The following is a 24,517-nucleotide window of genomic DNA, read 5'->3' as shown; positions in this document are numbered from 1 at the left end:
TTAAATTGTTACCTAAATATTTTGAATAATTGTTTACTAGAACCTGATAATCCCTCTAAAGTAATAATATTTATGAGCTATCAATTTCTCTTTCAACAAACCGTACGAAATTGCCTTCTGGTCAATTATAATGACTTCTTTTGGAGTAAATTACTACTTGTCTGGTTTACATAGTTATGTAGCGGGTGATTCTGTACCGATTCCTGATTTTGTATATGTTATTTTTATAGGAATGGTATTGCTTACAACCTTAGTGGGTTATAAACGTAGAAATAAAATACAAAAGACCACTAAAGGCAGAGTAGTTTTGAATTGATTGTACTTAACTCTACTTTATTTGGTAATAGATTGGTTTTTCAGTTTTTTGCTGATTAGGATTTTAACTTTTGATTTAATAAGCTCTGGTCTCCTAAGAGGATTGTATAGAGATGGATTTTTTGACATTATTACCAAAGTAGCTAATTCTTCATCATTTAAATCAAATAATTTTTTTCCAAAATAAAAATTGGAAGCTGATCTAATTCCATTTTGTGAATTAATAAAATCCATTTTACTCATAATCCAATTTAGATTCTCTTTTTTTGTAGTTTTCTTTTCAAGCTTTAGAGCCAGTGAATGTAATGTGAAGAGCATGTTTTTATAATATTTTTTATTATTTGAATGTAAATAAAATCTCGAAGACCAAAGATTGATCGAAGGTTCGTTTGTTCCAGACATCAAGGATTTGAATTCTTGCTCGACTATCCCGTTTTTAAGAGATCCATCAAATTCCATATTATAGAGTTCATAAAATTTTTTAGGTAATTTTTTAGCTAGTTTTATATCTTTGGTAAACTCTGAAAGTTCAAATTTTGTAAGATGAAATTTCCAAGAATTGATAATAATAATATACAAAGTTATACTAGAAATAAGCCCTAAAAGGAATAATATTTTTGAAAACTTTAGAATTCTTTTCTTCATTTCAATTATTGTAAAAAAGGTTTAATATATATGTCGTAGTAGCACAAAATGTTACTTTGCTTTTTGCTTTTTCTGCGTATTGAATACTAAGTAAAATGGTAGAAAAGAGGTACAGTTGATTTGTAGCTCTCTAATTGCTAGCTTTTTATTTTGAGCAAGTGTTATACTATTTCAAAAGTATAGCAATCTAATTTGATTTATAGAATATTATAGCAGAATCAAATAAGTTTTGTTGTAATCACTCTTTTAAAAATTATATTCTAATGCTGTTTTTAAAAAGAAAGGTGTACCAGGGGTAAAATGAATTTCTTCTACAGATTGAAGCTCATTTTGCAAGCGTGATTCGGTTGCAAATTGGGTTTCGTTCCAGTCTTGGTCGAATACATTTTGTATTTGAATACCCAAACTGAATTTCTTCCATTTGTACCCAATATTCAAATCAGTAATAGTATACCCTTTTGCAATAATCGAGTTGTCTTCATTTGCTGCACGATCATCTAAATATCTGACATTTACACTACCAAAAATTCCTGATTTATGAATAACATTGATACCACTAGTCATGGTAAAATCTGGTGCCAACGGAATATAATCTGCGTTTGAGGGAGCATCAATAGCTCGGGCATAGGTATAATTGGCATCTAGGTTCCAAAACAACCAAGGCAAAACTTGATATCTAGAACTTAGATCAACCCCTTGGCGTCTGGTTTCTCCACTAGGTTCAACTATACCAGCATCTCCTACATAAACAAACTCTTGCTCAAGGTGCAAATACCAATAGGCAACATTCATAAATATTTTAGAGGTAGGTTTCCAAACTACCCCTGCATCGGTACCAAAAGCAGATGGTAATATGGTTTTACCTCCTTGGTTTACTACTACTCGGGTATCATTAGAGTGGAAGCCTTTACCTGCTTTTGCATATAGTTGTAATTCTTTTGAAGCGTTATAAAAAACATTCAATTTAGGACTTACAATAGCTTTGGTTTCTTCTTGGGTTTGATAAGTACTCAATAATGCATTATTATATTGAAAATCAAAATAATCAACACGTACTGAAGGGTTAAATGTCCATTTATTCAGGTTGATGTTAGTTCCTAAGTAGACTGCTAAGTTCGTTTCATTAATAGTACCAAGCTGAATGTTTTCTAAGGTTTCTATGCGATTACGGGTATGAGATAACTCATTATCCTTACTTTTATCATTTCTAAGACTAATTCCTGCTTGCCAGGTTCCTCCTAAGTTATCGGTTGAAAATGTTCTTTGATACTCACTGTTTATCCCAAAAATAGTTCTATTTTCTTTTTGCTTAATCTGGTCACCGTTTATAGGGTCATCTAAAAAGAATGTGAAATTAGAATAGAGTTCAAAATCGTAAGTGTTTAAATAAACAGCATTTTTCAAAGTCGATTTTTCATCAATAATTTTATCATAATTTACTAAAAAATTAGTTCGGGTAGTGTTACCTCCTTCAGTATCATCAATAGCACCAAATCTAGAAATTAAACCGCTATCCACAGTCCTTTGAGGAATTTGACCAGAAGCATCCCATTTGCTCGTAAAGCGAGAAATAGTAATGCCAAACTTATCGTAATCGGTTACAAAACCTGTATACTTTGCAAAAAGATTAATTCTATTAAAGTTTTGTGGACTTTCAAAAAAACTATCTGTAGATAGATATTCAGATGCTATGTAAGCATTATGTTTAGCAGTATTTACCAGATTAAACATTCCTAGCATACGATAGGTGTCAAATAGCCCAGCTTCTAGTTTAACTGTACTTTGATCCAGACGTTCTTTGGTTTTAAAATCTACATATCCTGCTGTGGTAAAGTTGCCTTTGTTTTCATAGTAAGGTCCTTTTCCAAAATCGATTTTATCAATAGTTTCTGGAATTACAAAGTGTAAATCAGCATACCCTTGTCCGTGTGCATGTGATACCATATTTACAGGAAGTCCATCAACAGTCAGGTTAATATCTGTACCGTGGTCGATATCAAAACCTCGTAAAAAGATTTGTTCGGCTTTACCACCTCCTGCGTGTTGCCCGATAAATAAACCAGGAACTTTTCTTAGAACATCTTGTGAAGAGTTTACTGGATTGGTGCGTATATCGATATCTGTAATCAACTTAAGAGCATTAATTTCTGGGGTAATAACTATTTGATCTAAACTAACTGCTTTGGTATATAATACGATCTCTAATGAACTATTCAAATCTTTAATAATTACCTCTTTACTTTGATACCCAATATGTGAAAATTTTATAGTATCACCTATTGATACATTTTCTAAACTAAATTTTCCATGGGCATTGGAATGTGTATGCTCATTAGTATTTTTGTTTAAAACATAGGCATCTTTAAGAACTTGTTGGTTTTGATTTACTAGTTTTCCAGAAAAAACCTGAGCATATATTGAACTACTAAATATTAAGAATATGTTGGTTATAAATAATAATTTCATGGATATATTTTAATGACAAATTTAAATAAAAAACCATTAATGCAATTTCGTTGCTTTAGTAGATCAATGGTTTTATAAAATGTAGTTTGTGGAGTGGTTACTCATATGTACCAATTCTTCAATAATAGCTTCGCCTTTATCTTTATTATACCATATCTGTAAAAACTTTTTAAAAGCATCGTCTATTTTTCCGTTTTGGTTTTTATAAGCAATCACCATTTTTGTTGCCATTTCTGATCTGGGACCCCATTGATGTAGTACGTTTAATGCTTGATCAAGAATAATGAGTTTGGGGATAGATCGTGTTCCATTGGTTAAAAATTGATCCATTAATTCAGGATTTTCATCTCTTAATACAATTTTTAAATCTATGGCAGAAGTTGAAATCGCAATTTTATTAAGAATAGGGATGGTTTGTGCGCCATCTGCACACCAGCTTTCTAGAATAACGAGCCATGTTTGTTTTTTATTGATGTTTTGAAAAACAGAGATTGCCTGTTTAGGAATGGTTATCGTTTTGTCTAATCGACGCATCCTACTGGCATTTAGTTTGGTAAAGTTGATTTTTTGTTCAGTTTGTTGTATTCCAGTAGTTTTATTTTCTTTTACCAAAGAATTGATTACTAGTAAATATTCATCATACGATATACTTTTTAAAACGCTTTTTTGTATTATTTCCTGAATTATCATTGTAGTCCATTTTTAAGTTACATTATTTTCCAATACTTTTTTTGAGTTAAGATTATTACTATTATAGTATCCGCCTTTATTTTCTTTTCTTTCAAGTGATTGTGTAATGATTAGATGTGCTATATTGATCATATTTCGCAATTCGCACAAAGAGGTATTTATCTTAGAAGTTTTATATAAATTTTCTACTTTATTGTACATACTATCCAATTGTTTAATAGCTATTTTTAGTGTGTCATTAGATCGCACAATGCCTACATAGTTTCTCATTAATTTTTGTAGTTCAACCGTATTTTTTCTGATAAACTCATTATTACTATTATTTAGAGCCTCGTCGTCGTTCCAATCAGGGATAAAAACCTTGGTATGTTTAGGGGGGTGAGATGATGCATAGGCATAAATATTATGTGCATATACTAATGCTTCTAGGAGAGAATTAGACGCTAATCTATTGGCACCATGTAATCCTGTTCTAGAGCATTCGCCACAAGAAAATAGATTTGTAATGGTAGTTTTTCCGTATTGATCTACGACAATACCACCACATAAATAATGAGATGCTGGCACTACAGGAATCCAATCTTTTGAGATATCAATATCAAGACGCTTACATTGATCATAGATAGTAGGGAAATGTTGTCTAAAAGCATGTACATCTAGGTGAGTACAATCTAAATAAACATGAGTATCTCCAGTTTTTTTTAATTCTGTATCAATAGATTGTGAGACAATATCTCTTGATGCCAGCTCTGCACGGTGATCATAATCAGGCATAAAACGATGTCCTTTTTTGGTGCGTAGATAAGCACCAAAACCACGTACTGCCTCAGAAATTAAAAAAGCAGAACCTTGCTCGGTGGTATACAAGGCTGTGGGATGAAATTGAATAAACTCCATATCTTGTATGTTTGCTTTGGCACGATATGCCATAGCAACTCCATCTCCTGTTGCAATAGATGGATTTGTGGTATGCCCATATACGCTACCAATTCCTCCTGATGCCAATAAGGTACTGTCTGCTTTTATTGTAAGGGTATTTCCTGTTTTTTGATTTAATACATATGCACCATAGCAAGATAATTGTTTTGGGGTAGGAGTGTCAAGATGGTGTTCTGTAATAAGGTCTATGGCAAAATGATGCGACAGTAAGCTTATGTTTGCAAGTTGATGTATACGCTGTAATAAAGAACGTTCTATTTCATAACCAGTAATATCCTTATGATGAACTACGCGGTTTTCAGAATGCCCCCCTTCTTTACCAAGGTCATAATTTCCTTGAGCATTCAGATCAAAGCTTGCTCCCCAATTGATAAGTTCTCTAAAACGTTTAGGGCCTTCTTTGATCACCATTTCTACAATGGTTTTATCACATAATCCATCACCAGCAATCAACGTATCCTGAATATGTTTTTGAAAAGAATCTTCTTTGGTATTCAAAACAACCGCCACCCCCCCTTGTGCATATTTGGTATTTGATTCATCCTCATCACCTTTGGTCACAATAGTAATTGTTTTATGAGGGAATTTTTGAGCTATTTTGACAGCAAATGTTAATCCAGCGACTCCAGAGCCTATAACGAGGTAATTGGTTGTAATCATATTATACAGAGAGTTCGAGCATACGCTCAATGGGTATTAATGCTTTTTCACGAGTATCTTTGGGGACATCTATTTGTGGACTTTCATTGAGTAAACAATCATATAGCTTTTGTAATGTATTAAGTTTCATATAAGCACATTCACTACAAGCACAGGTGTTGTCTTCTTTTGAGGGAGCAGGGATTAGTTCTGTATTAGGAACGACCTGTTGCATTTCGTGTAAAATACCAGCTTCAGTCGCTACGATAAATTTTTGATCAGAATGTTTTTTTACATAATTAATCATTCCAGCAGTAGAGCCGATATAGGTAGCTGTTTTTAGAATATGTTCTTCAGATTCTGGGTGTGCTATGATTTTGTAATCAGGATAAGCGCTATGTAACTCTAAAAGCTTATCTATAGAAAAAGCCTCGTGTACGAGGCAGCTACCATCCCAAAGGAGCATATCTCTACCCGTTTCTTTCATGATATATTTTCCTAAATTTCTATCAGGAGCAAAAATAATAGGCTGGTCTTCAGGTACAGACTCTACAATTTTGAGTGCGTTGGATGAGGTACATACAATATCGGTAAGTGCTTTTACTTCGGCACTACAATTTACATAGGTAATTACAGTATGATCGGGGTGTGCATTTACAAATTTACTAAATGCTTCTGGGGGGCAAGACTCTGCCAGAGAGCAACCCGCTTCCAGATCAGGTAATACGACTGTTTTTGTAGGGTTGAGGATTTTTGCAGTTTCTGCCATAAAATGTACTCCTGCAAAGACAATAATATCGGCATCTACTTCTACAGCCTTTTGTGACAATCCTAGGCTGTCGCCTACATAATCTGCGATTTCCTGTATCTCGGGACGTTGGTAATAATGCGCTAAAATTATGGCATTCTTTTCCCTCTTTAATTGGGTAATTTTTTCTTGTAATTTCACTTCTGACGATTAAAACTTTTACGATCGAAAAATAGAAGTATTTATAACTGAAAAATATGACTTAAGTCATAATAGAAGATAAAAATATCTTTTTTACTACCTTTGACAGAAAAATAGATGTTATCCAATGCTTGCAAGTACGCTATTAGAGCAATGATTTATCTAGGAATACATACAGATGAAACCAAAAAGATTGGAGTAAAAATAATAGCTGAGGATTTAGAAACTCCTTACGCATTTTTGGCCAAGTTATTACAAAAATTAGCATCTGATAAATTGATTTCTTCTGCCAAAGGTCCTAGAGGCGGTTTCTATCTCAATGATACTGATAAGAAAAGAGCTATTTGGGATGTTGTAAAATGTATTGATGGTACAGAAAAGTTTGAAGGTTGTTTTTTGGGGCTATCTAAATGTAATGATATAAACCCTTGTCCTGTTCATCATATTGTTTCTCCTTTCAAAAAAAGTATACTAAAAGATTTTAGAGATAAAAATATTCATGACTTGGTAAGAGAGATTAAAGAAAATGGAACCGTTATCTCCTTAAAAGAGTTTGATATATAGTAAGATATGTTCTTTTGGGTTTGTAGTACGTATCAGCAGATTATCTTGTTTTAATAGTTATATTTTAAGGAAGTAATGTATATCATGATATAAGTCATGAAATATTATCACGACTGGTTTATTTTTGTCATATAATCTATAGATTTATGATAAATAAACAATTAATAGATCCCAGTAGTATTGTAATTATTGGAGGGTCTAATGATATAAAAAAACCAGGAGGAAAAATTGTAAAAAACATTCTAGACGGAGGATTTCATGGAGATGTACAGGTAGTAAACCCAAAAGAGGAGAAAGTACAAGGATTACAAAGTTATCGTGCGGTCAATGATATTCCTAATACAGATTTAGCCATTTTGGCTATACCAGCAAAGTATTGCTTAGAAACAGTTCAGATATTAACTACTCAAAAAAATACCAAAGCATTTATTATTATTTCAGCAGGATTTTCTGAAACTAATGAAGAGGGGCAACAATTAGAAAAAGAAATAGCGGATTGTGTTGATCGTGTAAATGGCTGTTTGATAGGGCCTAATTGTATTGGTGTTCTAGGAGAGCATTACAAAGGGGTTTTTACCACTCCGATACCCAAGTATAGCAAAGATGGTTGTGATTTGATATCAAGTTCTGGAGCAACAGCTGTTTTTATAATGGAAGCGGGAGCTTCTTTGGGAGTAAAATTTGCCAATGTATACTCTGTAGGAAATGCGGCTCAAACAGGAGTTGAAGAGGTACTTGAATATATGGATACTAATTTTGACCCTCAGACAGACTCCAAAATCAAACTATTATACCTCGAGTCTATTCAAAACCCAGAGAAATTACTGAAACATGCCTCATCCTTAATTAAAAAAGGCGCAAAAATAGCCGCTATAAAAGCAGGAAGCACCTCAGAAGGAAGCAGGGCAGCATCTTCTCATACAGGTGCTATTGCAAGTTCTGATATGACAGTAAGAGCCTTGTTTAAAAAAGCAGGTATTGTGTATTGTAGTAGTAGAGAAGAGTTATTGAGTGTAGCTTCGATTTTTAATTATAAACCACTTAAAGGAAAAAATATAGCCATCATAACACATGCAGGAGGGTCTGCGGTTATGCTTTCTGATGTACTCTCAAAAGGAGGGTTAAAAATACCTGTTATTGATGGTGAGGATGCACAAGCACTAGAAAACTTTCTATATCCAGGATCTTCTGTAAGTAATCCTATTGACTTTCTGGCAACAGGAACAGCAGAGCAATTAGGAATTATTATTGATTATTGTGAGCATAAGTTTGAAGAGATTGATGCGATGGTGGTGGTTTTTGGTAGTCCTGGATTATTTGATGTAGAAAATGTGTATAATGTATTAAGTGTAAAATTAGACATTTGCAAGAAGCCTATTTTTCCAGTATTGCCTTCTGTCATCAATGCTAGAAAAGAAATCAATACATTTTTAGAGAAAGGCAATATCAATTTTCCAGATGAAGTAGTTTTGGGTAAGGCTTTGACTCAGGTTTTTAAAACCCCCGAGCCAGTAGCAATGCATATAGCACTTCCTAAAGTTGATAAACAGAAAATCAGAAAAATAGTAGATACAGCACAATCTGGGTATGTATCACCTCAAGAAGCTATAGAGTTACTAGATGCCGCAGGAATTCCCAGAGTGCATGAAGTGGTTGTGTCTGATAAAGAAAAATTACTTGCTGAGGTTTCAAAAATAGATTTTCCTTTAGTGATGAAGGTAGTAGGGCCTTTGCATAAGTCAGATGCGCAAGGTGTTATTTTGAATGTGAATTCATTAGAAGAAGTTAGTCATAATTTTGAGCAACTCATGCAGATTAAGGATGCTACAGCAGTTATGGTACAGCCTATGTTGGCGGGTCTTGAGTTATTTGTAGGAGTAAAAAAAGAAACAGGATTTAAGCATACCATATTATGTGGACTAGGAGGAATCTATATAGAGGTGATGAATGATGTTGCGGCAGGTTTAAGCCCGTTATCAAAACCAGAAATAGAAAAGATGATTACTTCTCTCAAAGGGTATGCATTGATTCAAGGAGTTCGTGGAAAAAAAGGAATCGATCAGCAACTATTTGTAGACATTATTCAGCGTATTTCTGCATTGGTAGAAGTAGCTCCAGAAATTACAGAAATGGATATCAATCCTTTGATAGGTTCTCAAAAAGCAATTACCGCTGTAGATGTACGTATACAAATTGATAAATAAATAGTATAAACCTAATTAGCTTTTGCTATTTTGCCAATAGCACAACTTACAAAAGATTTAGCTTTTGTGATTGTGGTGTTGGTTTCTCCTTCTATAGGATATCCCAAGGCGCTTAATTTGTTTTTAACCAAGGCAAGCGCTTCTTTGGTGAGGTATTCAAAAGATAAGGTAGAGGTTTCTACATCAATAGTTGGACTAGCTATATTTTCTATTTGCGAAAGTTTGGAGATAATAGTATGAGAACAGCCTCCACATTTTAAGTTTTGAATTCTTAAGGATATTTCCATATTCTTATTTTTTTGATACTAAATAGGTTAGATGTTTTCTGCACTATGTCTAAACCAGTTTTATTGGCTTTTGATATAGTGCAGAAAGATAGGTGTATTAAAGCTCTTTAATCTTTACATACATTTGAGCTAAGGTGTTTTTACTTTGCTTCAAATCATTTATTATTTGTGATTTAGAACTATCAAAAGAGTTTTCTATTTTTTGAAACAAGTTTTCGTAATAGGAAACCCCATCTTTTAGATTGCTTGCAAATGTTGAAAAATACTTTTTCTGTTTATCACTGATAGTCTCTTTTGTTTCTTCTACTTTATTTTTTAGATACTCAATATAAATAGCGAGTTCTTTTATAAACATATTAGGGCGATCACCTGTAATTACACCTTTGGACTCACCATAAATATGGCTGGTGATCTCTTTTAAACTCATAACATTAGAGAAATAAGCCATATTAGGGCCAGGGCATACAGAAACTCCTTTCCCTTCGATTTTGGTATCTAAGTTATACTTGAGCAAAGCCGAAGTTCCCAGACCAACGCAGGTACAGGATTTTTCTGTGATTTTTTGATATTCCTGATCATATTCTGCTGTAGAAAGCTCTTTTTCTTTAAGTTCCTTGATTTTTAAATGTTGATACTGGCGAGAAGCAGTACAGATTCCTTTCTCTGTGAGCTCCTTGTTTAATGCAACAAATTTTTTTGGGCAGGAACTTCCTGGTCTGTCTTTTTTGATTAAAGCCATTTTTTCTTCGTCTTTGGTATTTCCTTTTATACTATTAAAAGGGATTCCCAAAGGGGATATATCGCTCAAATACAAATCCTCTTCTTTGGCTTTTGTTAATTTATTTAATGTGTCATCATCAACAGTAGTAGCTTCTGGTACTAGTAAAAAAGGAGTACCCCATCCTACAGAGTCTATGTTATAATGATCTAATAAGAATTGATGTTCTTCTGCCGTTCCTACTCCTCCTTGTGCCGTGATTTTTGTAGGTAGAGGAGATTTAGGAACCGTACGGTTTTTTCGCTCTAATACCTCTGAGATAATTTTATATGTTTCAGAGATTAATTCTTCTTTGTGATCTCTAAACTGGGCAAGTATTGGGCCTAGCAGATATCCATCTGTAGCAAATGCATGCCCACCACAATTAAGCCCTGATTCTATTCTGTATTCTGAAACCCATAATCCTTTCTTTGCAAAGAATTTACCCTGTATGAGTGCAGACCTGTAATCACTGACTTTTAAGACAATTTTCTTTTTGATTTCTCCCTTTTCATTAGGGTAAAAATCTTCAAAATTTTCCATGTAGCTATATAACCTTGGGTTCATACCCGCCGATAGGATTATAGAAGAAGATAAATTACTATTAGCATATCCTCTTAATGCCGCATGCGCATCATTATACTCAGAGGGTAGCTTCTCCTTTTTCTTATAGTTCTCTTTATCTACTTTGGTCATGATGTTTACATCAATACTCCCCATAGATAAGTTTGATTCTATAAAATCTTTAATTTGATTAAGGTTAAAATCATTAGATGTAAGAGCATTAAACTTTTGTTTAAGAACAGAGGTATCTGGTAGAATATTAAAATACTGTTTCAGCTCATGACTACACTCGGTAGTAATGTTTTTAAGCTGTTTGAATTTTTTTTCTGTTAGATTATTGACCAAGTCGAGATAAGAGGTAATTCTTTTTGCTCTAAAATCGTCTATACTATCTGTAATTTCTTTGTAAGGCAGTTCAAATGTACTACAGTACATTTTTCTAAGTTTTTCTAGTAAAATATCGTCTACCAGAGAAATGACAGAATCGATGCCCAAATGAGAAACTTTTATAGGAGTATCAATAGTAAAACCTATTCCCATTACAGGAATATGAAATGAATGTAGTTTCATTATAGTGAATTAAGATTTGTAATGATATCATCTGTTATATACTAGATATATTATTTTTTTGATCAAACTGATATATCAATATATACTTCTGTCAAAAATCTAAAAGATCGCTAGGATAAAACATGATAATTGTCATGTTTGATGTGTAAGAGTAAAAAACATCGAATATCCAGTGCTATACACTTAATAGTAAAGCTTTTTAATTTTTAAAGTATTGATTTATAGTGTTTAATAATTTTTAGTTTATAAAATAGCATGAATTTTTTGATTTTTTTTTATGAATAAATAAGCTTTCTGATTAAAATTTTATTAATTAGGAGATTATATTAATGATTTTAAACTTGTTACGATCTATGATTTGTTCCAAAATAAAGCATACACATTACTTATTTCTTGTTTTTATAGTATTCATTATTTCATGTAGCAAGGATAGTTTTGATGACACGACGACTGATAATGAAGAGGGTGTCATATCTGATACTCCAGAAAATAGTATCACGACTCCTTGTGATTTTGATATATCCAACTTAACAGCAGATACCACTATAACAATAGATTGCTTACTAGACTTAAATGGAGCAACAGTTACGCTACCTGCAAATGTGAATTTTGAATTTGCAGGAGGAGATATTGTTAATGGAAAACTTATATTTTCTAATGGTACTATAGATGGAAGGCTTCTAAGTTCTAAATTAGAAATTGAAGGAGACGTAAGCCTTGCCTCTCCTATATTTAAGTTTTATGCGGTGCGATGGGATATTGTAGAAGGTAGGAGTAAAACGACTTCTGAAGTAGCATTAAAAAACACCGAAATTTTAGAAAAAGTTTTTTTCTTTACCAAAAAATTAGGAGCCTCTACTTTTAAAATTGATAAGCTTGACGCTTTTTTTGAAGTAACCAAGACTACCAGTACAGCTATCAATGCAAATTGGTACCCAACACTAGAAGCTGTGAATATCCCATCAAATTTCACCCTAGAAATGACAGATAATACCCATCTTAGAATTTTTCCTGGCGATAAACATAATAGAAATGGGGGAGCAATATTAGCCGTCAGAGATGCCGAAAATATAACGGTAACAGGAGGTAATTTATATGGCGATAGAGACCAACGTGTATTCTCACCCGATGATAATGGGTTAGAAGGAAGTCATCTTTTTTATATCCATTCAGGAAGAAATATTATAGTAGATGGTGTTAATTTTCAAGACGGTTCCTCAGGAACATTTGCGATATTTTCTTTTGGCTTTTCATATAATCCAGATTATAACCCTACAAAAAATGTGACCATTAGAAATTGCGTGATAAAAAATTCAAGAAGAATGGCTATTGCACTGGTAGATGGTAGAGATATTACTATTGAAAACAATACGTTTATAGATGCAGGACAACCTTCTGAAAATACAGATGGGGGCGAGGTTGGTTACGCTATAAATATCGAACCAGAACGTTTTAGAGATGAAAATGGAGTGCTAAAAGAACGTCAAAGAGTTTTTAATGTCTCTATAAAAGGAAATAAAGAGAGTGGTAGTAGAGGAGGATTCCTTACATTGACCATAGGTCAAGATATTACCGTTGAGAATAATGAGATCGGTACTAGAGTGGTGTACTCACTTGTATCTGGAGTAAAGATAATTAACAATAAGTTTAAAGCCATAGGAACAGCAACAGACAGTTGGGGCATTTTTGCAGCGGGTAGTGGAGAAACTGTTTTTAATAATGAAATAGCTCATAATACCATAGAGGGGTATAGTGCAGGAATTATAGTTGGATCTTATGATGCCTATATACATGATAATGCCATAACCAATTGTGGGGCAGGAATTCAATTAAGTAAAGCAACAAAAGCAAGAATCCATAGCAATACAATCACAGTTGAAAAAAATGGAATACAAGCTACCAATACCAATAATAACGATATTGAGATACAAAATAATACCATAACATCAGCAAGTGGTTTTCTCGTTTATTTTGCTCAAATGAATAATCAAGCAGCACATGAAAACCAGAAGGTAATTTTTGATACTAATAAATTTATCGGTTCAAGAGCAATTACTTTTTCAAATTCTAATGGTATTACATTTAGAAATAATGAAGTAGATGGCGGTCTAGAAGTAGGAAATACAAAGCATATAGATATTAGTAGTAATATCATTAGGCCAGGAGATAGAAGTGGTATTAGACTGTTTGATACGCATCTTGATACAAAAATTACAAATAATACAATCTATCAGCCTACTGGGGGCACAAGATATTCATGCATCGATAACAACTCAACAACACCAAGTGAGGTTACTACTAGCGGTAACACTTGTAATTAATAAAGATATCGAATATAATGTAAAACTGAAATGAGTGAATTTAAATAGTCGCTAATGGCTGTACTATCTTTAAACCACTTCAATATATTTTTTCAATTTCTTGAGAAATTATCTTCTCGATTTGAGTAATTTCTTTAGTTAATCTAGAATTTTCGCGAAAAGCAAAATAAAATGTATTTTCAAGAGGAACACGTCCTTCCCACAATAATTTCACACTATTTTTTTCTAACTGTTTTGTACAAAGAAAATCTGGCACTAAAGCGAGCCCTTGACCATTACTTATACACCTAATAATTGATATAATATTTGGTACTAAAAAATTAGGTTTGAAAAGCTTTTTCTTATCAAAGTTTTGATGCCAAAAAGCCTTAGAATACTCCATTACATTATGTGAGCCATACCAAATTTGTTTTTTAAGAATTGGTTCTAATTCTGCCCATTTTTTATCTGCAATTAAATTTTCAATATTCTCAGTATCGGTGTTTTTACCAGCTATTAATTGTATTTTTTCTTTAAAAAAAGGCTTATATGTAACCCCCTCTGAATTGACCAATTCAGGTATGATTACTAAGTCTAATATTCCTTCTGTGAGTTCTTTTATCATTTGTGGATATTCTCCAAAATGAGCTATAATATCAAACTGAAGAGTTCCAATGTTAGGCTCAAAAAAAACTTGAAAAACCTCTGAACACATACCTATGCTTAAAGTTGGTTTTTCCTCTAACCCTTTCTTTTTAAAATGTTGTTCTGCTTTTTCTAATCTATTAAGAGAATCAACAATGTAATCATAAAGTATTTGCCCTCTTTCTGTTGGTATCATTTTTCTCGAAGTTCTTTCAAACAATTTAAAACCAATGTAAGATTCTAACGAACCTATATGAAGACTTACACCAGGTTGCGATGAAAATAATATTTCTGAAGCCTTTGTTAAATTACCTTCTTCATAAACAGCTTTAAAAGTTCTATACCATTCAAGATTTACCATAACTATTATTTTTATGATACAAAGATATGATTTGTATTATTTTTATGAGTCTTATGTGTGAATTAATTTTACACTCAAATAAACTTAAAATCATGCAGAATATATTAATTATTAATGGCTGGCACTCTTTTGCCGCCTCTCAAGGAAGATTCAATAAATCATTATTTGACCTTACACAGGCTCATTTTGAATCGACTGACGATTATTTAGTAAGAACAACAGAAATTGAAAAAGGATACAATGTAGAGGAAGAAGTAACCAAATACCTTTGGGCAGATACGATTATTTATCATACCCCCATTTGGTGGTTTTATCTACCATTCAAGTTTAAGCAATATTTGGATGAAGTACTTACAGCTGGTTATGGCGAGGATAAGGGGATGTGGATAAGTGATGGGAGAAACCAAAAAAATCCAGAGATTAATTATGGTACTGGTGGTTTGTTACACGGTAAGAACTATGTGCTTACTACAAGCTGGAATGCACCTGAAGGCGCATTTAGTTTACCTGACGAATTTTTTAAAGAAATTAGTGTTGACAATGGCCCTATGTCGGGGTTTCACGGAATGAATAGATATCTCGGTTTGGAATTATTGAAATCATTAAAATTCTATGATGTAGAAAAAAATGCAGACATCAAAGCACAACTTAGGAGTTATAAAGAATTTCTTAATAAAAAATTTAAAGTAAGATTGACAAGCCTTGATTATGAAGCTCATTAATTTAAGAATTACAAGTATAGTACTCCTCTTCGTTTTCGGATCGGGATGCCAGAAGCCATTAACAAAAAATAAGATAAATTCTATGCAAATGAAAAATATTGAAATAACCCCAGACCCTTATAAACCTTACAATCTAGCCCAAGGTTATGTTGTAGGAGAAGTACTTTATATTTCAGGTCAAGCAGCCTATGGAGAAACAGGAGAACTTGTAGGTATAAATGATTTTGATGTTCAAGCAGAACAAACGTTCAAAAATTTAAAAAAGGTTCTTGAAGCTGGAGGTTCTAGTTTGAAGAACGTTGTGAAAGTGACTATATTTTTACGGGATATGGCTAATTTCAACAAAATTGTTGCTCTAAGAAAAAAATACTTTACTGCACCATACCCAGCAGATACTATTGTAGAAGTTAGTGCTCTTTATTCGCCAGAAGCTCTAATAGAAATTGAAGCAATAGCAGTTTTGACAAAATAATGAATATCGAAGTTTCAGACTAACACTTAAAAACCGTATTTTTCTGTCCTCCAGCATAGGTTGGGGGACCAAAGAGTATTCATTACATTATGATAGATCGCTGATATGACAAAAAAAGCAAAAATAATGAATATCAATATGTTGGTAAATGTAAAATATAAAACCGTAAACTGTAAAATAAAAAAGTGAAATAAAAAAGTGAAAAATATTGAACACCCAATAGCCAAGTTCTCAAACGATCAACCAACAGCTAAATGAAAGAAGTCGTATATAATATATCTGATGACCTAGCACCCTATGTAAACTGTGTTATGACTGGCAAAAATACCAGTGTAGATTCTCACACCAATATACCACTATATGCAGATGGATACCCTGGGATTATGTTTCAACAGGCAGAGAATGGATTTTTTATGCTTCCAAAAAAGAAAAAACTATCAGAGTTGTTTTTATACGGGCAAACCATACGCCCTATCTCATTAGATGTAAGAGGCCAACACTCATATGTTGTAGTACAACTATACCCTTTTGCATCAAAGTATTTACTAGGGGTAGACCCCAGAATATTAAATGAAGATTGTTATGATTTATTGCAAATACACTATATAGCCATAGAGAACTATAGATTGCGCCTCATTAATGCACAGGATATAGAAGAGCAAGTGCAAATCATTCTAGAATTGATGCTACAATTAATTCAATCAAATCAAGTCACAGATAATGATAAGATAGAGAAAGCCATATCGATCATCATTGATTGCCAAGGGCAAATAAAGATAAAAGATATCCTTGATCAGATTTATATGACCGAACGCACGTTTGAACGCAATTTTATGTCTAATGTAGGGTTGACCCCCAAGCAATTTGCAAAGATTATCCAGTTTCAAAGCTCAATCAATAAACTTACACAATCGCGATATGACTCATTATTAGACATAGGCTTAGATAGTGGGTTTTCAGACCAATCACATTTTATCAGAACATTTAAACGTTATACAGGGCAGACACCATCTTATTACCTTAATCAGATAAAATAATACCAATTATAGATTAAAATAAGCCACTCAAACCCATTCATTTTTACTTTGTCGGTTTTGTTCAATTTTTGGGCAATCCCTTCCCATATTTTTGTTTTATAATCTTAAAAAAAAGCTATGAAAGTATTGGTATTTGGTGCTACAGGAACTATCGGGAAACATCTGCTAGAACAGTTACTTCAATCGGGATATGCAGTAACCGCATTTTGCAGAAATGCAAGCAAATTATCACAATTTACACACGGCAACCTCACTATCGCAGAAGGAGATGTTTTGCAATTAGACACTATAAATAAAGCGATGACAGATCAAGATGTAGTAATTATAGCATTGGGATCAGGAAAAAGCCGAAAAAGTATAGTAAGATCAGAGGGAACAAAAAATATTATTACCGCTATGAAGAACAATAATATACGACGCCTCATTTGCCAAACAACCCTAGGAGCAGGAGATAGCAATGGGAATCTCAATTTTTTCTGGAAACATATTATGTTTGGGTGGTTTCTAAAAGGCGTATTTCTAGATCATGAACTACAAGAACAATATGTAAAAAATAGTAGATTAGATTGGACAATTGTAAGACCAGGATCATTTACCGATGGAAAAAAAACGGGGCGGTACCTTCACGGTTTTGAACCAAACGATACCTCTATTACCTTAAAGATTTCTAGAGCCGATGTAGCAGATTTTATAATAAAACAAATCAAAGATCAAACATATCTATATCAAACCCCAGGATTATCCTATTAATTAGCATTATGATACGTATTGAAACAATTATATTGATGATAGCCATTGTATCTACAGGGGGTATGACTGGTATTTTCTTTACCTGGTCTAATGCTGTAAAACCTGGTATCGGTAAACTAACTGATTTAGAATACCTAAAAGCATTGCAATCTATGAACCGTGTTATTTTGAACACAACATTTAGAATCATATTTATAAGTGCAGTGATAGCAGTTGCGTTATTACCCATAGTATATTTTAAAACCTACCCTAATCCTATGTTTTGGGTATTGATAATAGCATTTCTCATTTATTGGATAGGAGTATTTGTAGTTACTTTTTTAGGAAACATCCCTTTAAACAGAAAGCTAGAAGACACAGATTTGGTAACTATCACAGCCCATAACGCCAAAAAACTAAGAACAGCCATAGAAGCAAGATGGAATTATAGAAACTTAGTACGTACAATCTCTTCTAGTATCACTTTTTTATTACTAGTGATCTGTTTTTTTAAGTCTAAGTATTTTTAGATATGATGAGTTCTCAGAACTGCTAGTATAAAAAATATACCGTATTTTTATTCTAAAAATAATAAAGGATAGAGGGTAGTACCTTTATCCTAACAAATGTAAGGGGTATAGTTACTATGGTGACTGTGTTTTATTGTGTTTCATTAAGAAAAACTAAATATGAGTGACATAAAAGAAATAACTGAAGCTCTGATTAAATTCAGAAATGAACGAGACTGGGAACAGTTTCATAATCCCAAAGATCTTGCTGTTGCTCTTAATATTGAGGCAGGTGAACTTTTAGAAAACTTTTTATGGAAATCTCATGAAGAAGCAGATAAGGAAAAAGTAAAAGAGGAATTAGCTGATGTTCTTGCATACTCTCTTTTATTAGCTGAAAAATATAAATTTGATGTCAAAGATATCTTACTCGATAAAATCAAAAAGAATGGAGAAAAATATCCAATAGAAAAAGCAAAAGGAACTGCAAAAAAATATAACGAGCTTTAATGATTTCGACTCAAGTAAAAATAAGCCATTACGACTTTGAAAATAGTCTATTCGAAGATTTTAGTACTAATCATTTTGCTAAAGACCTTTGGCCTCTAGTTTACATTTTAAGTGATGGTGATACCAAAACAGCATATATTGGTGAAACTACTGATGCCTATTCTAGAATGGGTGCTCACTTAAAACATAAGACTAAAAGTAAACTTACATCTGTCCATTTAATCACAAGCGAAAAATTCAACAAGTCTGCTACTCTTGATATAGAATCTAATCTGATAAAATATATGTCAGGGGATAATAAATTCACCTTGTTAAATGCAAATCTTGGACTTGCCAATCACAATTATTACCAAAAGAAAGAAGTATACTGGGGTATTTTTAACACGATTTGGAATCAACTTAGAGCAGAAGGAATATCTAAACACTCTATTGAGTATATTGACAATTCTGATCTCTTTAAATACTCCCCTTATAAAAGTTTAACTAAAGAACAAAGCCAAGGACTATTTCAGATATTACAGAGTCTTGCAACAGGAAAATATGATAATACCATTGTGGAAGGGGGTGCTGGTACTGGTAAGACAATTTTAGCCATTTTCCTATTTAAAATGCTTTCAAGCGAATTAGAGGATTTTAGTTTTAAAGAGTTCGGTACAGAAGAAAACGTCTATCTAGATTTAGTTAATCAGATAAAAAAGGTACTTCCAAATCCTAAAATGGCATTAGTTGTCCCAATGTCTTCATTCAGGACCACATTAAAAAAAGTCTTTAAAAATATTAAAGGATTAAGTGCTAGTATGGTTATTGGACCAGCCCAAGTGAGTAAGGAAAAATACGATTTGCTCGTAGTTGATGAGTCGCACAGGTTGAGAAGGAGAATAAATCTAGGGGCCTATTTTGGGGCTTTTGATAAAGCTTGTCTAGCACTTAATCTAGATAAGCATAAGGCAAGTGAATTAGACTGGGTTACCATGCAATCCAAGCATACTGTTTTATTTTATGATGAAGGGCAATCAATTAAGCCATCTGATGCGAAAAAAGAACAATTTGACCTAATCAAAAAAAATAAGGATACCTCTATTCTCAAATTAAAATCTCAGTTTCGAGTAAAGGGAGGAAATGCATATGTTGAATATATAGACTCTTTATTACACAATAATCTAAAAGAAAGCTCTTCAATATTCAATTCTAAAGAGTACGAGTTTACCATGTTCGATTCACTAGAAACGATGATTGAACAAATAAAATTACGTGATACAGAAAGTGGTCTTTCAAGACTTATTGCTGGTTACTCCTGGGAATGGAAATCAAACAAGGACAAAGATGCCTTTGATATTAAAATAGATGATGTACAACTAAAATGGAATGGCACTTCAAATGACTGGATTAATTCAGATGGAGCAATAAATGAAGTTGGATGTATACATACTACTCAAGGCTATGACCTCAATTATTCTGGGATAATTTTTGGAAACGAAATATCCTTTAATCCTGAGACCAAAGAAATTATAATAAACGAGGAAAACTATTTTGATAAAAACGGAAAACAGTCAATTAAAGACCCTAAAGAATTAAAAACCTTTATTTTAAATATTTACAAAACTATTATGCTTAGGGGAATAAAAGGCACGTATATATATGTGTGCGACCCCTTATTGAAAGCTCATTTTGAATCTTTTGTCCCTAAATACACAACCGATCAAGTTGAAATCAACACATTATTCAAAACAGAGAATATCAAACCTTTTGAAAACTCAATTCCACTTTACAACCTAAAAGTAGCAGCTGGTACATTTGGTGAATTACAACAAGTAGAAGATGTGAAATGGCTTAATATTCCTAACAAAATTAAACCGAGTAAAGACTTATTTGCATGTCAGGTAATTGGTGAGTCTATGAATAAGGTAATTCCAAATGGGGCATTCTGTTTATTTAGAAAATATTCAGGAGGTTCAAGAAATGGCCAAATAGTTTTGGTTGAAAACACCAACATGCACGATTCTGATTTTGGTTCTTGTTATACTGTCAAAGAATATGAAAGTAAAAAACATGAAGATGAAAATGGTTGGAAACACCAATCTATTATTTTAAAGCCTTTATCTACCCATAGCACATATAAAAACATAGTGTTAGAAGATGAAGATATGTCAACGTTTAAAGTATTAGGAATCTTTGAATGCGTATTAAAATAAAAACGCACTACAACAACAATAACCACCCCACAACCCCATAATTTTAAAGAATACGATTTTATATACTCCTCTATACAGGGGTTTTCTTTATATATACCAAGTTTCACCACCAACCAAATACCAACGCTGTTTTATAGAGAAAGTTTTGTCCTCCCAGCGCAGGGTGGGAACCAAGGAGTACTATAGAACACCCAATAACTAATACTCAATACAGTTTTCTCACTACTCACTACTCACTACTCACTACTCACTACTCACTACTCACTACCAATCATACAGTATTTTATTAATTTTTCATGAGGGTTTCCCGTAACCGCTTCTATAAAAAATCGTAGTATTTTTATTTTAGATATCAAAAGACGTATAGTTACTATAATGACTGTATTCAATTGTTGTAAAACATTAAATTAACCATTGAAATAATTTATGAGTGAAAAAAAATTACCTAAATCTAAAGAGTATCTAAAGAAAACTTTCCTTGAAGAATTAAATCATAAAATTTGGTGTACAAAAGGAGCAAGATTCTATGCAGATCAACGATTTAAAAAAAAATCAAAACTTTCAAATATAAGTTTATCATTTTTATCAGCTTATCTAATCATAACAAGTTTAATTTCAGTTTATAACATCAATCAGAATACAAATGATAATATTATAAGTTATTTAGTTACTGCATTATCAATTTTATTACTTGTTGTAAGTATGTATGAGAGTAATCAAGATTATAAGTTAAGAGCACATCAATATCACAATTGTGGACTTGAGTTATCAGAGATTTATAATAAATTAAGAACATTTAAAACTTTAAAAACCAAAAAAACAGATATAGAAATTCACGATTTTTCTGGTAGGATTAACTCAAGGTATCAAGAAATACTAAATAGATATGCTAATCACGAGAATATTGATTTCAACACTTTCAGAGTTAATAACTTATTATATTTTGGAGAAGAACTTAGTGATAAGGAAATTAAAAAAATTAAAAAGAAGTTAAACTGGAATATATATGGTTGGTACGTAAGTATGATTGTTATAATTCCAATAGTTATTGTTGTATTAATTTGTGTTTAAAAATGTTTTACAACAAGAGTTATAATTATCCAAGTTTTAATAATTAACCAAAGGCTCACTACTTTTAATTACACCACTAACTATAGCCGAGACATTAACTCTCAATAAAACTGTAATTTTCAAAAAACAAAATGTCATACTTAGGAATTTCTGTAAAAGAAGCGATTAATAATTTAAACGCAGGAACGAATGGCTGGTTTCTACCCGCTATTCAAAGACCTTATGTTTGGGGAAGCCGTTATGAGACGGAAATTTATATTTGCAAACTATTCGACTCGATTTTAAAAGGTTACCCAATCGGAGGTTTAATAGTTTGGAATACAGAGGAAGAAATACCGTATAGAGAATTTATTACTGACTACAAAAATGGTGAAATTCCTAAACTTGTTGATAAAGGGCTTCACGGGAGAAAAGACAAGTGGCTTATTTATGATGGTCAACAAAGACTTCAAACATTATTTAGCTGTTTAAAATATACTTTTCAAGACAAAATATTAGTTTACGATTTACTATATGATTTGAGTAACAGTATTGAACCTGAGGATACTGGGTTTTCTTTTGTAGAAAAGAATGCTAAGCTTGAATGGAACAAAATTCGAATGAACCAACTTTTTTCAAAACTGCCAGATGAAAATAAGAGAGTATTCAGAAAATCAATAATAAAACTCAAAGAAGATATTTCTGATGCAGAGGAAACTTTAATTGAGAATAACACCGATATACTTTGGGATATTTTTGTTAAGACTGAGAAAAAGTCACTTGCATATTTCCCAATAATAACTACAAATAAGAAAGTTGTTAATGAAGTTTTCGAAAGACTTAATACTGGAGGAATGGCACTCTCATTAGCGGATTTGTTATTTTCTAAAATAAAGTCAGAACATTACGACTTTGAGGAAAAACTTCAAGGTTGTTCTAAAAACATATATAATATTACTGGGAAAGGATATTTATTCAATGCTTATAATATCCTTCAACTTATATATTTATTAGTTAAGAGAGGTGTTAGAATTGATCCACAAAAAGTCAAACAAAATGAAATTGAATTGTTTAAATCTATTTGGAATAACTTAGAAGTCCCATTACAATCTTTCTTTGCAGATTATTTATGGGGGCAATTTAGAATTAATAATAATTCGATCATCCCTCGAAATCTTGCATTATTACCTATCATAATTTATTTCTATGAAATATTCAATAAAGGATTTAAATTCAAAGATATCTCTAGTGAGAACTTAAAGGGTATAAATAAGTATTTTATAAAATCACAAATTAATGATTGGAATTTACAAAGTTTCATAGATAATTTTAGCAGAATTATTATTGAACAATCGCAAAAAAACAAGAAATTATTTGATTTCCCTTTAGATAAAATTGAAGATTTTATTAGAATAAAGAAAAAAAGAAATACGGAAGTTTATGAAAACACCTTTGTAGGTTACAACTGGTTTGTTTTAAAAATTTTAACACCAGAAAGAATATATCAATTTGAACCTGATATTAAAGGGCGTTTTAACCCAGAAATAGATCATATTTTTCCAATAAAACTCAAAAATAGAGATGAAAATTATGATATAAATGTTGATGTTGTTTGGAATATGCAACCAACAAAAGGAGACATAAATAGTTTTAAAACTAACATACACCCTAAAATGTTTTTTACTGATAAAGCTACAAATTCGAAAAATGAAAAATTGATAGGAAGTAAATATGTAACTGAATATGATTTTTTATTTCCAATAAACGAGAATAACCAAATTAACTTCAATGATGATATATGGGACAGACCAATAGAGTTTATTGAAAAAAGAAAAAGTAAAATGATAGAGTACCTAAAAATTAAATATGGGATAGCTTTTAAAGTTGACCAAGAATCAGAAAGATAACAACAAAAACCCACAACCCCATACAAACAACACACTATACGTCCTCTATACAGGGGTTTTCTTTATATACCAAAGTTTCACCATCAACCAATAACTAATACCCAATACTAACTTCTCAATACTAACTTCTCAATACTAACTTCTCAATACTAATTAACAAATAAAAAAAATCCTCAGTCTCAGAAAACGGAACTAACTATAGCTATTATTGTATTTTAAAACAGTATTAATCAATAAAATACAAAAACATGTCAAAACAAAATTATGACACCAAGCTAAGTTTGCTAGAATCTATGTTATCAGAAGATGCCTTACCACCAAGAACTCCGATAGATGTGGTAGTACAAGAAGCAGAAAATCTATATGTCTGGATACAACAAGACAAAGAAGCCCTAACCAATATAGGATTAGATTGGGATACCTATGCAGAAGACCTACCCATTCGTGCAGGAGCATGCAGATACGCACAAGGCGTGTGGATGAAAGAACGATAT

At 32.2% G+C, this 24,517-nt stretch carries 21 protein-coding genes and 1 pseudogene; 14 read left to right on the top strand and 8 right to left on the bottom strand.

The window, feature by feature from the left end:
• Window positions 1-112: 112 nt before the first annotated feature.
• Window positions 113-316 (top strand): annotated as a pseudogene (locus DG508_RS00925) (hypothetical protein); the annotation flags it as partial.
• Window positions 317-333: 17 nt separating this feature from the next.
• Here DG508_RS00925 and DG508_RS00920 read toward each other — a convergent pair.
• The 5 genes from DG508_RS00920 to nadA all read right to left on the bottom strand — a co-directional run bounded on the left by DG508_RS00920 (window position 334) and on the right by nadA (window position 6,643).
• Window positions 334-960: a transglycosylase domain-containing protein gene (locus tag DG508_RS00920; protein ID WP_108866346.1), complete on the bottom strand. Its 627-nt coding sequence runs from the start codon at window positions 958-960 to the stop codon at window positions 334-336.
• A 246-nt stretch (window positions 961-1,206) separates the two neighbouring features.
• Window positions 1,207-3,426, bottom strand: coding sequence for a TonB-dependent receptor (locus tag DG508_RS00915; protein WP_108866345.1), 2,220 nt, complete (start codon window positions 3,424-3,426; stop codon window positions 1,207-1,209).
• Window positions 3,427-3,498: 72 nt separating this feature from the next.
• Window positions 3,499-4,116 carry a thioredoxin family protein gene (locus tag DG508_RS00910; protein ID WP_234418149.1) on the bottom strand — a complete coding sequence of 206 codons (618 nt, stop codon included), beginning with the start codon at window positions 4,114-4,116 and terminating at the stop codon, window positions 3,499-3,501.
• Window positions 4,117-4,128: 12 nt separating this feature from the next.
• Window positions 4,129-5,715, bottom strand: coding sequence for an L-aspartate oxidase (gene nadB / locus DG508_RS00905; RefSeq protein WP_108866344.1), 1,587 nt, complete (start codon window positions 5,713-5,715; stop codon window positions 4,129-4,131).
• 1 nt (window position 5,716) lies between these two features.
• A complete protein-coding gene (gene nadA / locus DG508_RS00900) occupies window positions 5,717-6,643 on the bottom strand; it encodes a quinolinate synthase NadA (protein WP_108866343.1) in 927 nt (308 codons plus the stop codon).
• Between the two features lie 117 nt (window positions 6,644-6,760).
• On the opposite strand from nadA, the gene DG508_RS00895 reads away from it, so the two are divergent.
• Both DG508_RS00895 and DG508_RS00890 read left to right on the top strand, forming a co-directional pair.
• Complete coding sequence (locus DG508_RS00895; protein WP_108866342.1) at window positions 6,761-7,207, top strand: RrF2 family transcriptional regulator; 447 nt, start codon at window positions 6,761-6,763, stop codon at window positions 7,205-7,207.
• Between the two features lie 146 nt (window positions 7,208-7,353).
• The gene (locus DG508_RS00890; RefSeq protein WP_108866341.1) at window positions 7,354-9,411 is read left to right on the top strand and encodes an acetate--CoA ligase family protein; all 2,058 of its coding nucleotides are present in this window, start codon (window positions 7,354-7,356) and stop codon (window positions 9,409-9,411) included.
• An 11-nt stretch (window positions 9,412-9,422) separates the two neighbouring features.
• Here the strand turns inward: DG508_RS00890 and DG508_RS00885 are convergent, their stop codons facing one another.
• Together DG508_RS00885 and DG508_RS00880 are read right to left on the bottom strand one after the other, a co-directional pair.
• A complete protein-coding gene (locus tag DG508_RS00885) occupies window positions 9,423-9,698 on the bottom strand; it encodes a heavy-metal-associated domain-containing protein (RefSeq protein WP_103867287.1) in 276 nt (91 codons plus the stop codon).
• Between the two features lie 97 nt (window positions 9,699-9,795).
• Window positions 9,796-11,589, bottom strand: a complete 1,794-nt coding sequence (locus DG508_RS00880; protein ID WP_108866340.1) for a hypothetical protein — start codon at window positions 11,587-11,589, stop codon at window positions 9,796-9,798.
• 353 nt (window positions 11,590-11,942) lie between these two features.
• Between DG508_RS00880 and DG508_RS00875 the strand changes: the two genes are divergently transcribed.
• On the top strand, window positions 11,943-13,910 hold the full coding sequence (locus DG508_RS00875) for a right-handed parallel beta-helix repeat-containing protein (RefSeq protein WP_159090574.1): 1,968 nt from the start codon (window positions 11,943-11,945) through the stop codon (window positions 13,908-13,910).
• Window positions 13,911-13,989: 79 nt separating this feature from the next.
• On the opposite strand, the gene DG508_RS00870 is transcribed toward DG508_RS00875, so the two are convergent.
• Window positions 13,990-14,895: a LysR family transcriptional regulator gene (locus DG508_RS00870; RefSeq protein WP_103867391.1), complete on the bottom strand. Its 906-nt coding sequence runs from the start codon at window positions 14,893-14,895 to the stop codon at window positions 13,990-13,992.
• 92 nt (window positions 14,896-14,987) lie between these two features.
• On the opposite strand from DG508_RS00870, the gene DG508_RS00865 reads away from it, so the two are divergent.
• From DG508_RS00865 to DG508_RS00820, 10 genes are all read left to right on the top strand, one after another.
• The gene (locus tag DG508_RS00865) at window positions 14,988-15,617 is read left to right on the top strand and encodes an NAD(P)H-dependent oxidoreductase (protein ID WP_108866366.1); all 630 of its coding nucleotides are present in this window, start codon (window positions 14,988-14,990) and stop codon (window positions 15,615-15,617) included.
• On the top strand, window positions 15,604-16,089 hold the full coding sequence (locus DG508_RS00860) for a RidA family protein (protein ID WP_234418148.1): 486 nt from the start codon (window positions 15,604-15,606) through the stop codon (window positions 16,087-16,089). The genes DG508_RS00865 and DG508_RS00860 overlap by 14 nt, the downstream gene beginning before the upstream one ends.
• Window positions 16,090-16,343: 254 nt before the next feature.
• Window positions 16,344-17,126: a helix-turn-helix domain-containing protein gene (locus DG508_RS00855; protein ID WP_108866338.1), complete on the top strand. Its 783-nt coding sequence runs from the start codon at window positions 16,344-16,346 to the stop codon at window positions 17,124-17,126.
• 117 nt (window positions 17,127-17,243) lie between these two features.
• A complete protein-coding gene (locus tag DG508_RS00850; RefSeq protein ID WP_108866337.1) occupies window positions 17,244-17,876 on the top strand; it encodes an NAD(P)-dependent oxidoreductase in 633 nt (210 codons plus the stop codon).
• Between the two features lie 8 nt (window positions 17,877-17,884).
• On the top strand, window positions 17,885-18,385 hold the full coding sequence (locus tag DG508_RS00845; protein ID WP_108866336.1) for an anthrone oxygenase family protein: 501 nt from the start codon (window positions 17,885-17,887) through the stop codon (window positions 18,383-18,385).
• A gap of 159 nt (window positions 18,386-18,544) precedes the next feature.
• Window positions 18,545-18,874, top strand: coding sequence for a nucleotide pyrophosphohydrolase (locus DG508_RS00840; RefSeq protein WP_108866335.1), 330 nt, complete (start codon window positions 18,545-18,547; stop codon window positions 18,872-18,874).
• Window positions 18,874-21,066 carry a DNA/RNA helicase domain-containing protein gene (locus DG508_RS00835; RefSeq protein ID WP_108866334.1) on the top strand — a complete coding sequence of 731 codons (2,193 nt, stop codon included), beginning with the start codon at window positions 18,874-18,876 and terminating at the stop codon, window positions 21,064-21,066. The genes DG508_RS00840 and DG508_RS00835 overlap by 1 nt, the downstream gene beginning before the upstream one ends.
• Window positions 21,067-21,492: 426 nt before the next feature.
• Window positions 21,493-22,137 (top strand): SLATT domain-containing protein, encoded by a 645-nt coding sequence (locus DG508_RS00830; RefSeq protein ID WP_108866333.1) that lies wholly within the window; start codon window positions 21,493-21,495, stop codon window positions 22,135-22,137.
• 131 nt (window positions 22,138-22,268) lie between these two features.
• Window positions 22,269-24,023: a DUF262 domain-containing protein gene (locus DG508_RS00825; protein ID WP_108866332.1), complete on the top strand. Its 1,755-nt coding sequence runs from the start codon at window positions 22,269-22,271 to the stop codon at window positions 24,021-24,023.
• Window positions 24,024-24,271: 248 nt separating this feature from the next.
• A partial coding sequence (locus tag DG508_RS00820; RefSeq protein WP_159090572.1) for a hypothetical protein occupies window positions 24,272-24,517 on the top strand: 246 nt, incomplete at its 3' end.

The organism is Aquimarina aquimarini (genome assembly GCF_900299535.1).
Classification (GTDB): domain Bacteria; phylum Bacteroidota; class Bacteroidia; order Flavobacteriales; family Flavobacteriaceae; genus Aquimarina; species Aquimarina aquimarini.
The sequence above is the reverse complement of the archived record's forward strand: the minus strand, read 5'-3'. Positions and strand labels throughout refer to the sequence as shown.

Excerpts from the sequence above, each read along its gene's own strand:
- DG508_RS00870 (WP_103867391.1), bottom strand. The coding sequence starts at position 14,895 with ATGGTAAATCTTGAATGGTATAGAACTTTTAAAGCTGTTTATGAAGAA.
- DG508_RS00835 (WP_108866334.1), top strand. The coding sequence starts at position 18,874 with ATGATTTCGACTCAAGTAAAAATAAGCCATTACGACTTTGAAAATAGT.
- DG508_RS00830 (WP_108866333.1), top strand. The coding sequence starts at position 21,493 with ATGAGTGAAAAAAAATTACCTAAATCTAAAGAGTATCTAAAGAAAACT.
- DG508_RS00880 (WP_108866340.1), bottom strand. The coding sequence starts at position 11,589 with ATGAAACTACATTCATTTCATATTCCTGTAATGGGAATAGGTTTTACT.
- DG508_RS00875 (WP_159090574.1), top strand. The coding sequence starts at position 11,943 with ATGATTTGTTCCAAAATAAAGCATACACATTACTTATTTCTTGTTTTT.
- DG508_RS00910 (WP_234418149.1), bottom strand. The coding sequence starts at position 4,116 with ATGATAATTCAGGAAATAATACAAAAAAGCGTTTTAAAAAGTATATCG.
- DG508_RS00895 (WP_108866342.1), top strand. The coding sequence starts at position 6,761 with ATGTTATCCAATGCTTGCAAGTACGCTATTAGAGCAATGATTTATCTA.
- DG508_RS00860 (WP_234418148.1), top strand. The coding sequence starts at position 15,604 with ATGAAGCTCATTAATTTAAGAATTACAAGTATAGTACTCCTCTTCGTT.
- DG508_RS00845 (WP_108866336.1), top strand. The coding sequence starts at position 17,885 with ATGATACGTATTGAAACAATTATATTGATGATAGCCATTGTATCTACA.
- DG508_RS00825 (WP_108866332.1), top strand. The coding sequence starts at position 22,269 with ATGTCATACTTAGGAATTTCTGTAAAAGAAGCGATTAATAATTTAAAC.
- nadB (WP_108866344.1), bottom strand. The coding sequence starts at position 5,715 with ATGATTACAACCAATTACCTCGTTATAGGCTCTGGAGTCGCTGGATTA.
- DG508_RS00890 (WP_108866341.1), top strand. The coding sequence starts at position 7,354 with ATGATAAATAAACAATTAATAGATCCCAGTAGTATTGTAATTATTGGA.
- DG508_RS00865 (WP_108866366.1), top strand. The coding sequence starts at position 14,988 with ATGCAGAATATATTAATTATTAATGGCTGGCACTCTTTTGCCGCCTCT.
- DG508_RS00855 (WP_108866338.1), top strand. The coding sequence starts at position 16,344 with ATGAAAGAAGTCGTATATAATATATCTGATGACCTAGCACCCTATGTA.
- DG508_RS00850 (WP_108866337.1), top strand. The coding sequence starts at position 17,244 with ATGAAAGTATTGGTATTTGGTGCTACAGGAACTATCGGGAAACATCTG.
- DG508_RS00920 (WP_108866346.1), bottom strand. The coding sequence starts at position 960 with ATGAAGAAAAGAATTCTAAAGTTTTCAAAAATATTATTCCTTTTAGGG.
- DG508_RS00915 (WP_108866345.1), bottom strand. The coding sequence starts at position 3,426 with ATGAAATTATTATTTATAACCAACATATTCTTAATATTTAGTAGTTCA.
- DG508_RS00840 (WP_108866335.1), top strand. The coding sequence starts at position 18,545 with ATGAGTGACATAAAAGAAATAACTGAAGCTCTGATTAAATTCAGAAAT.
- DG508_RS00885 (WP_103867287.1), bottom strand. The coding sequence starts at position 9,698 with ATGGAAATATCCTTAAGAATTCAAAACTTAAAATGTGGAGGCTGTTCT.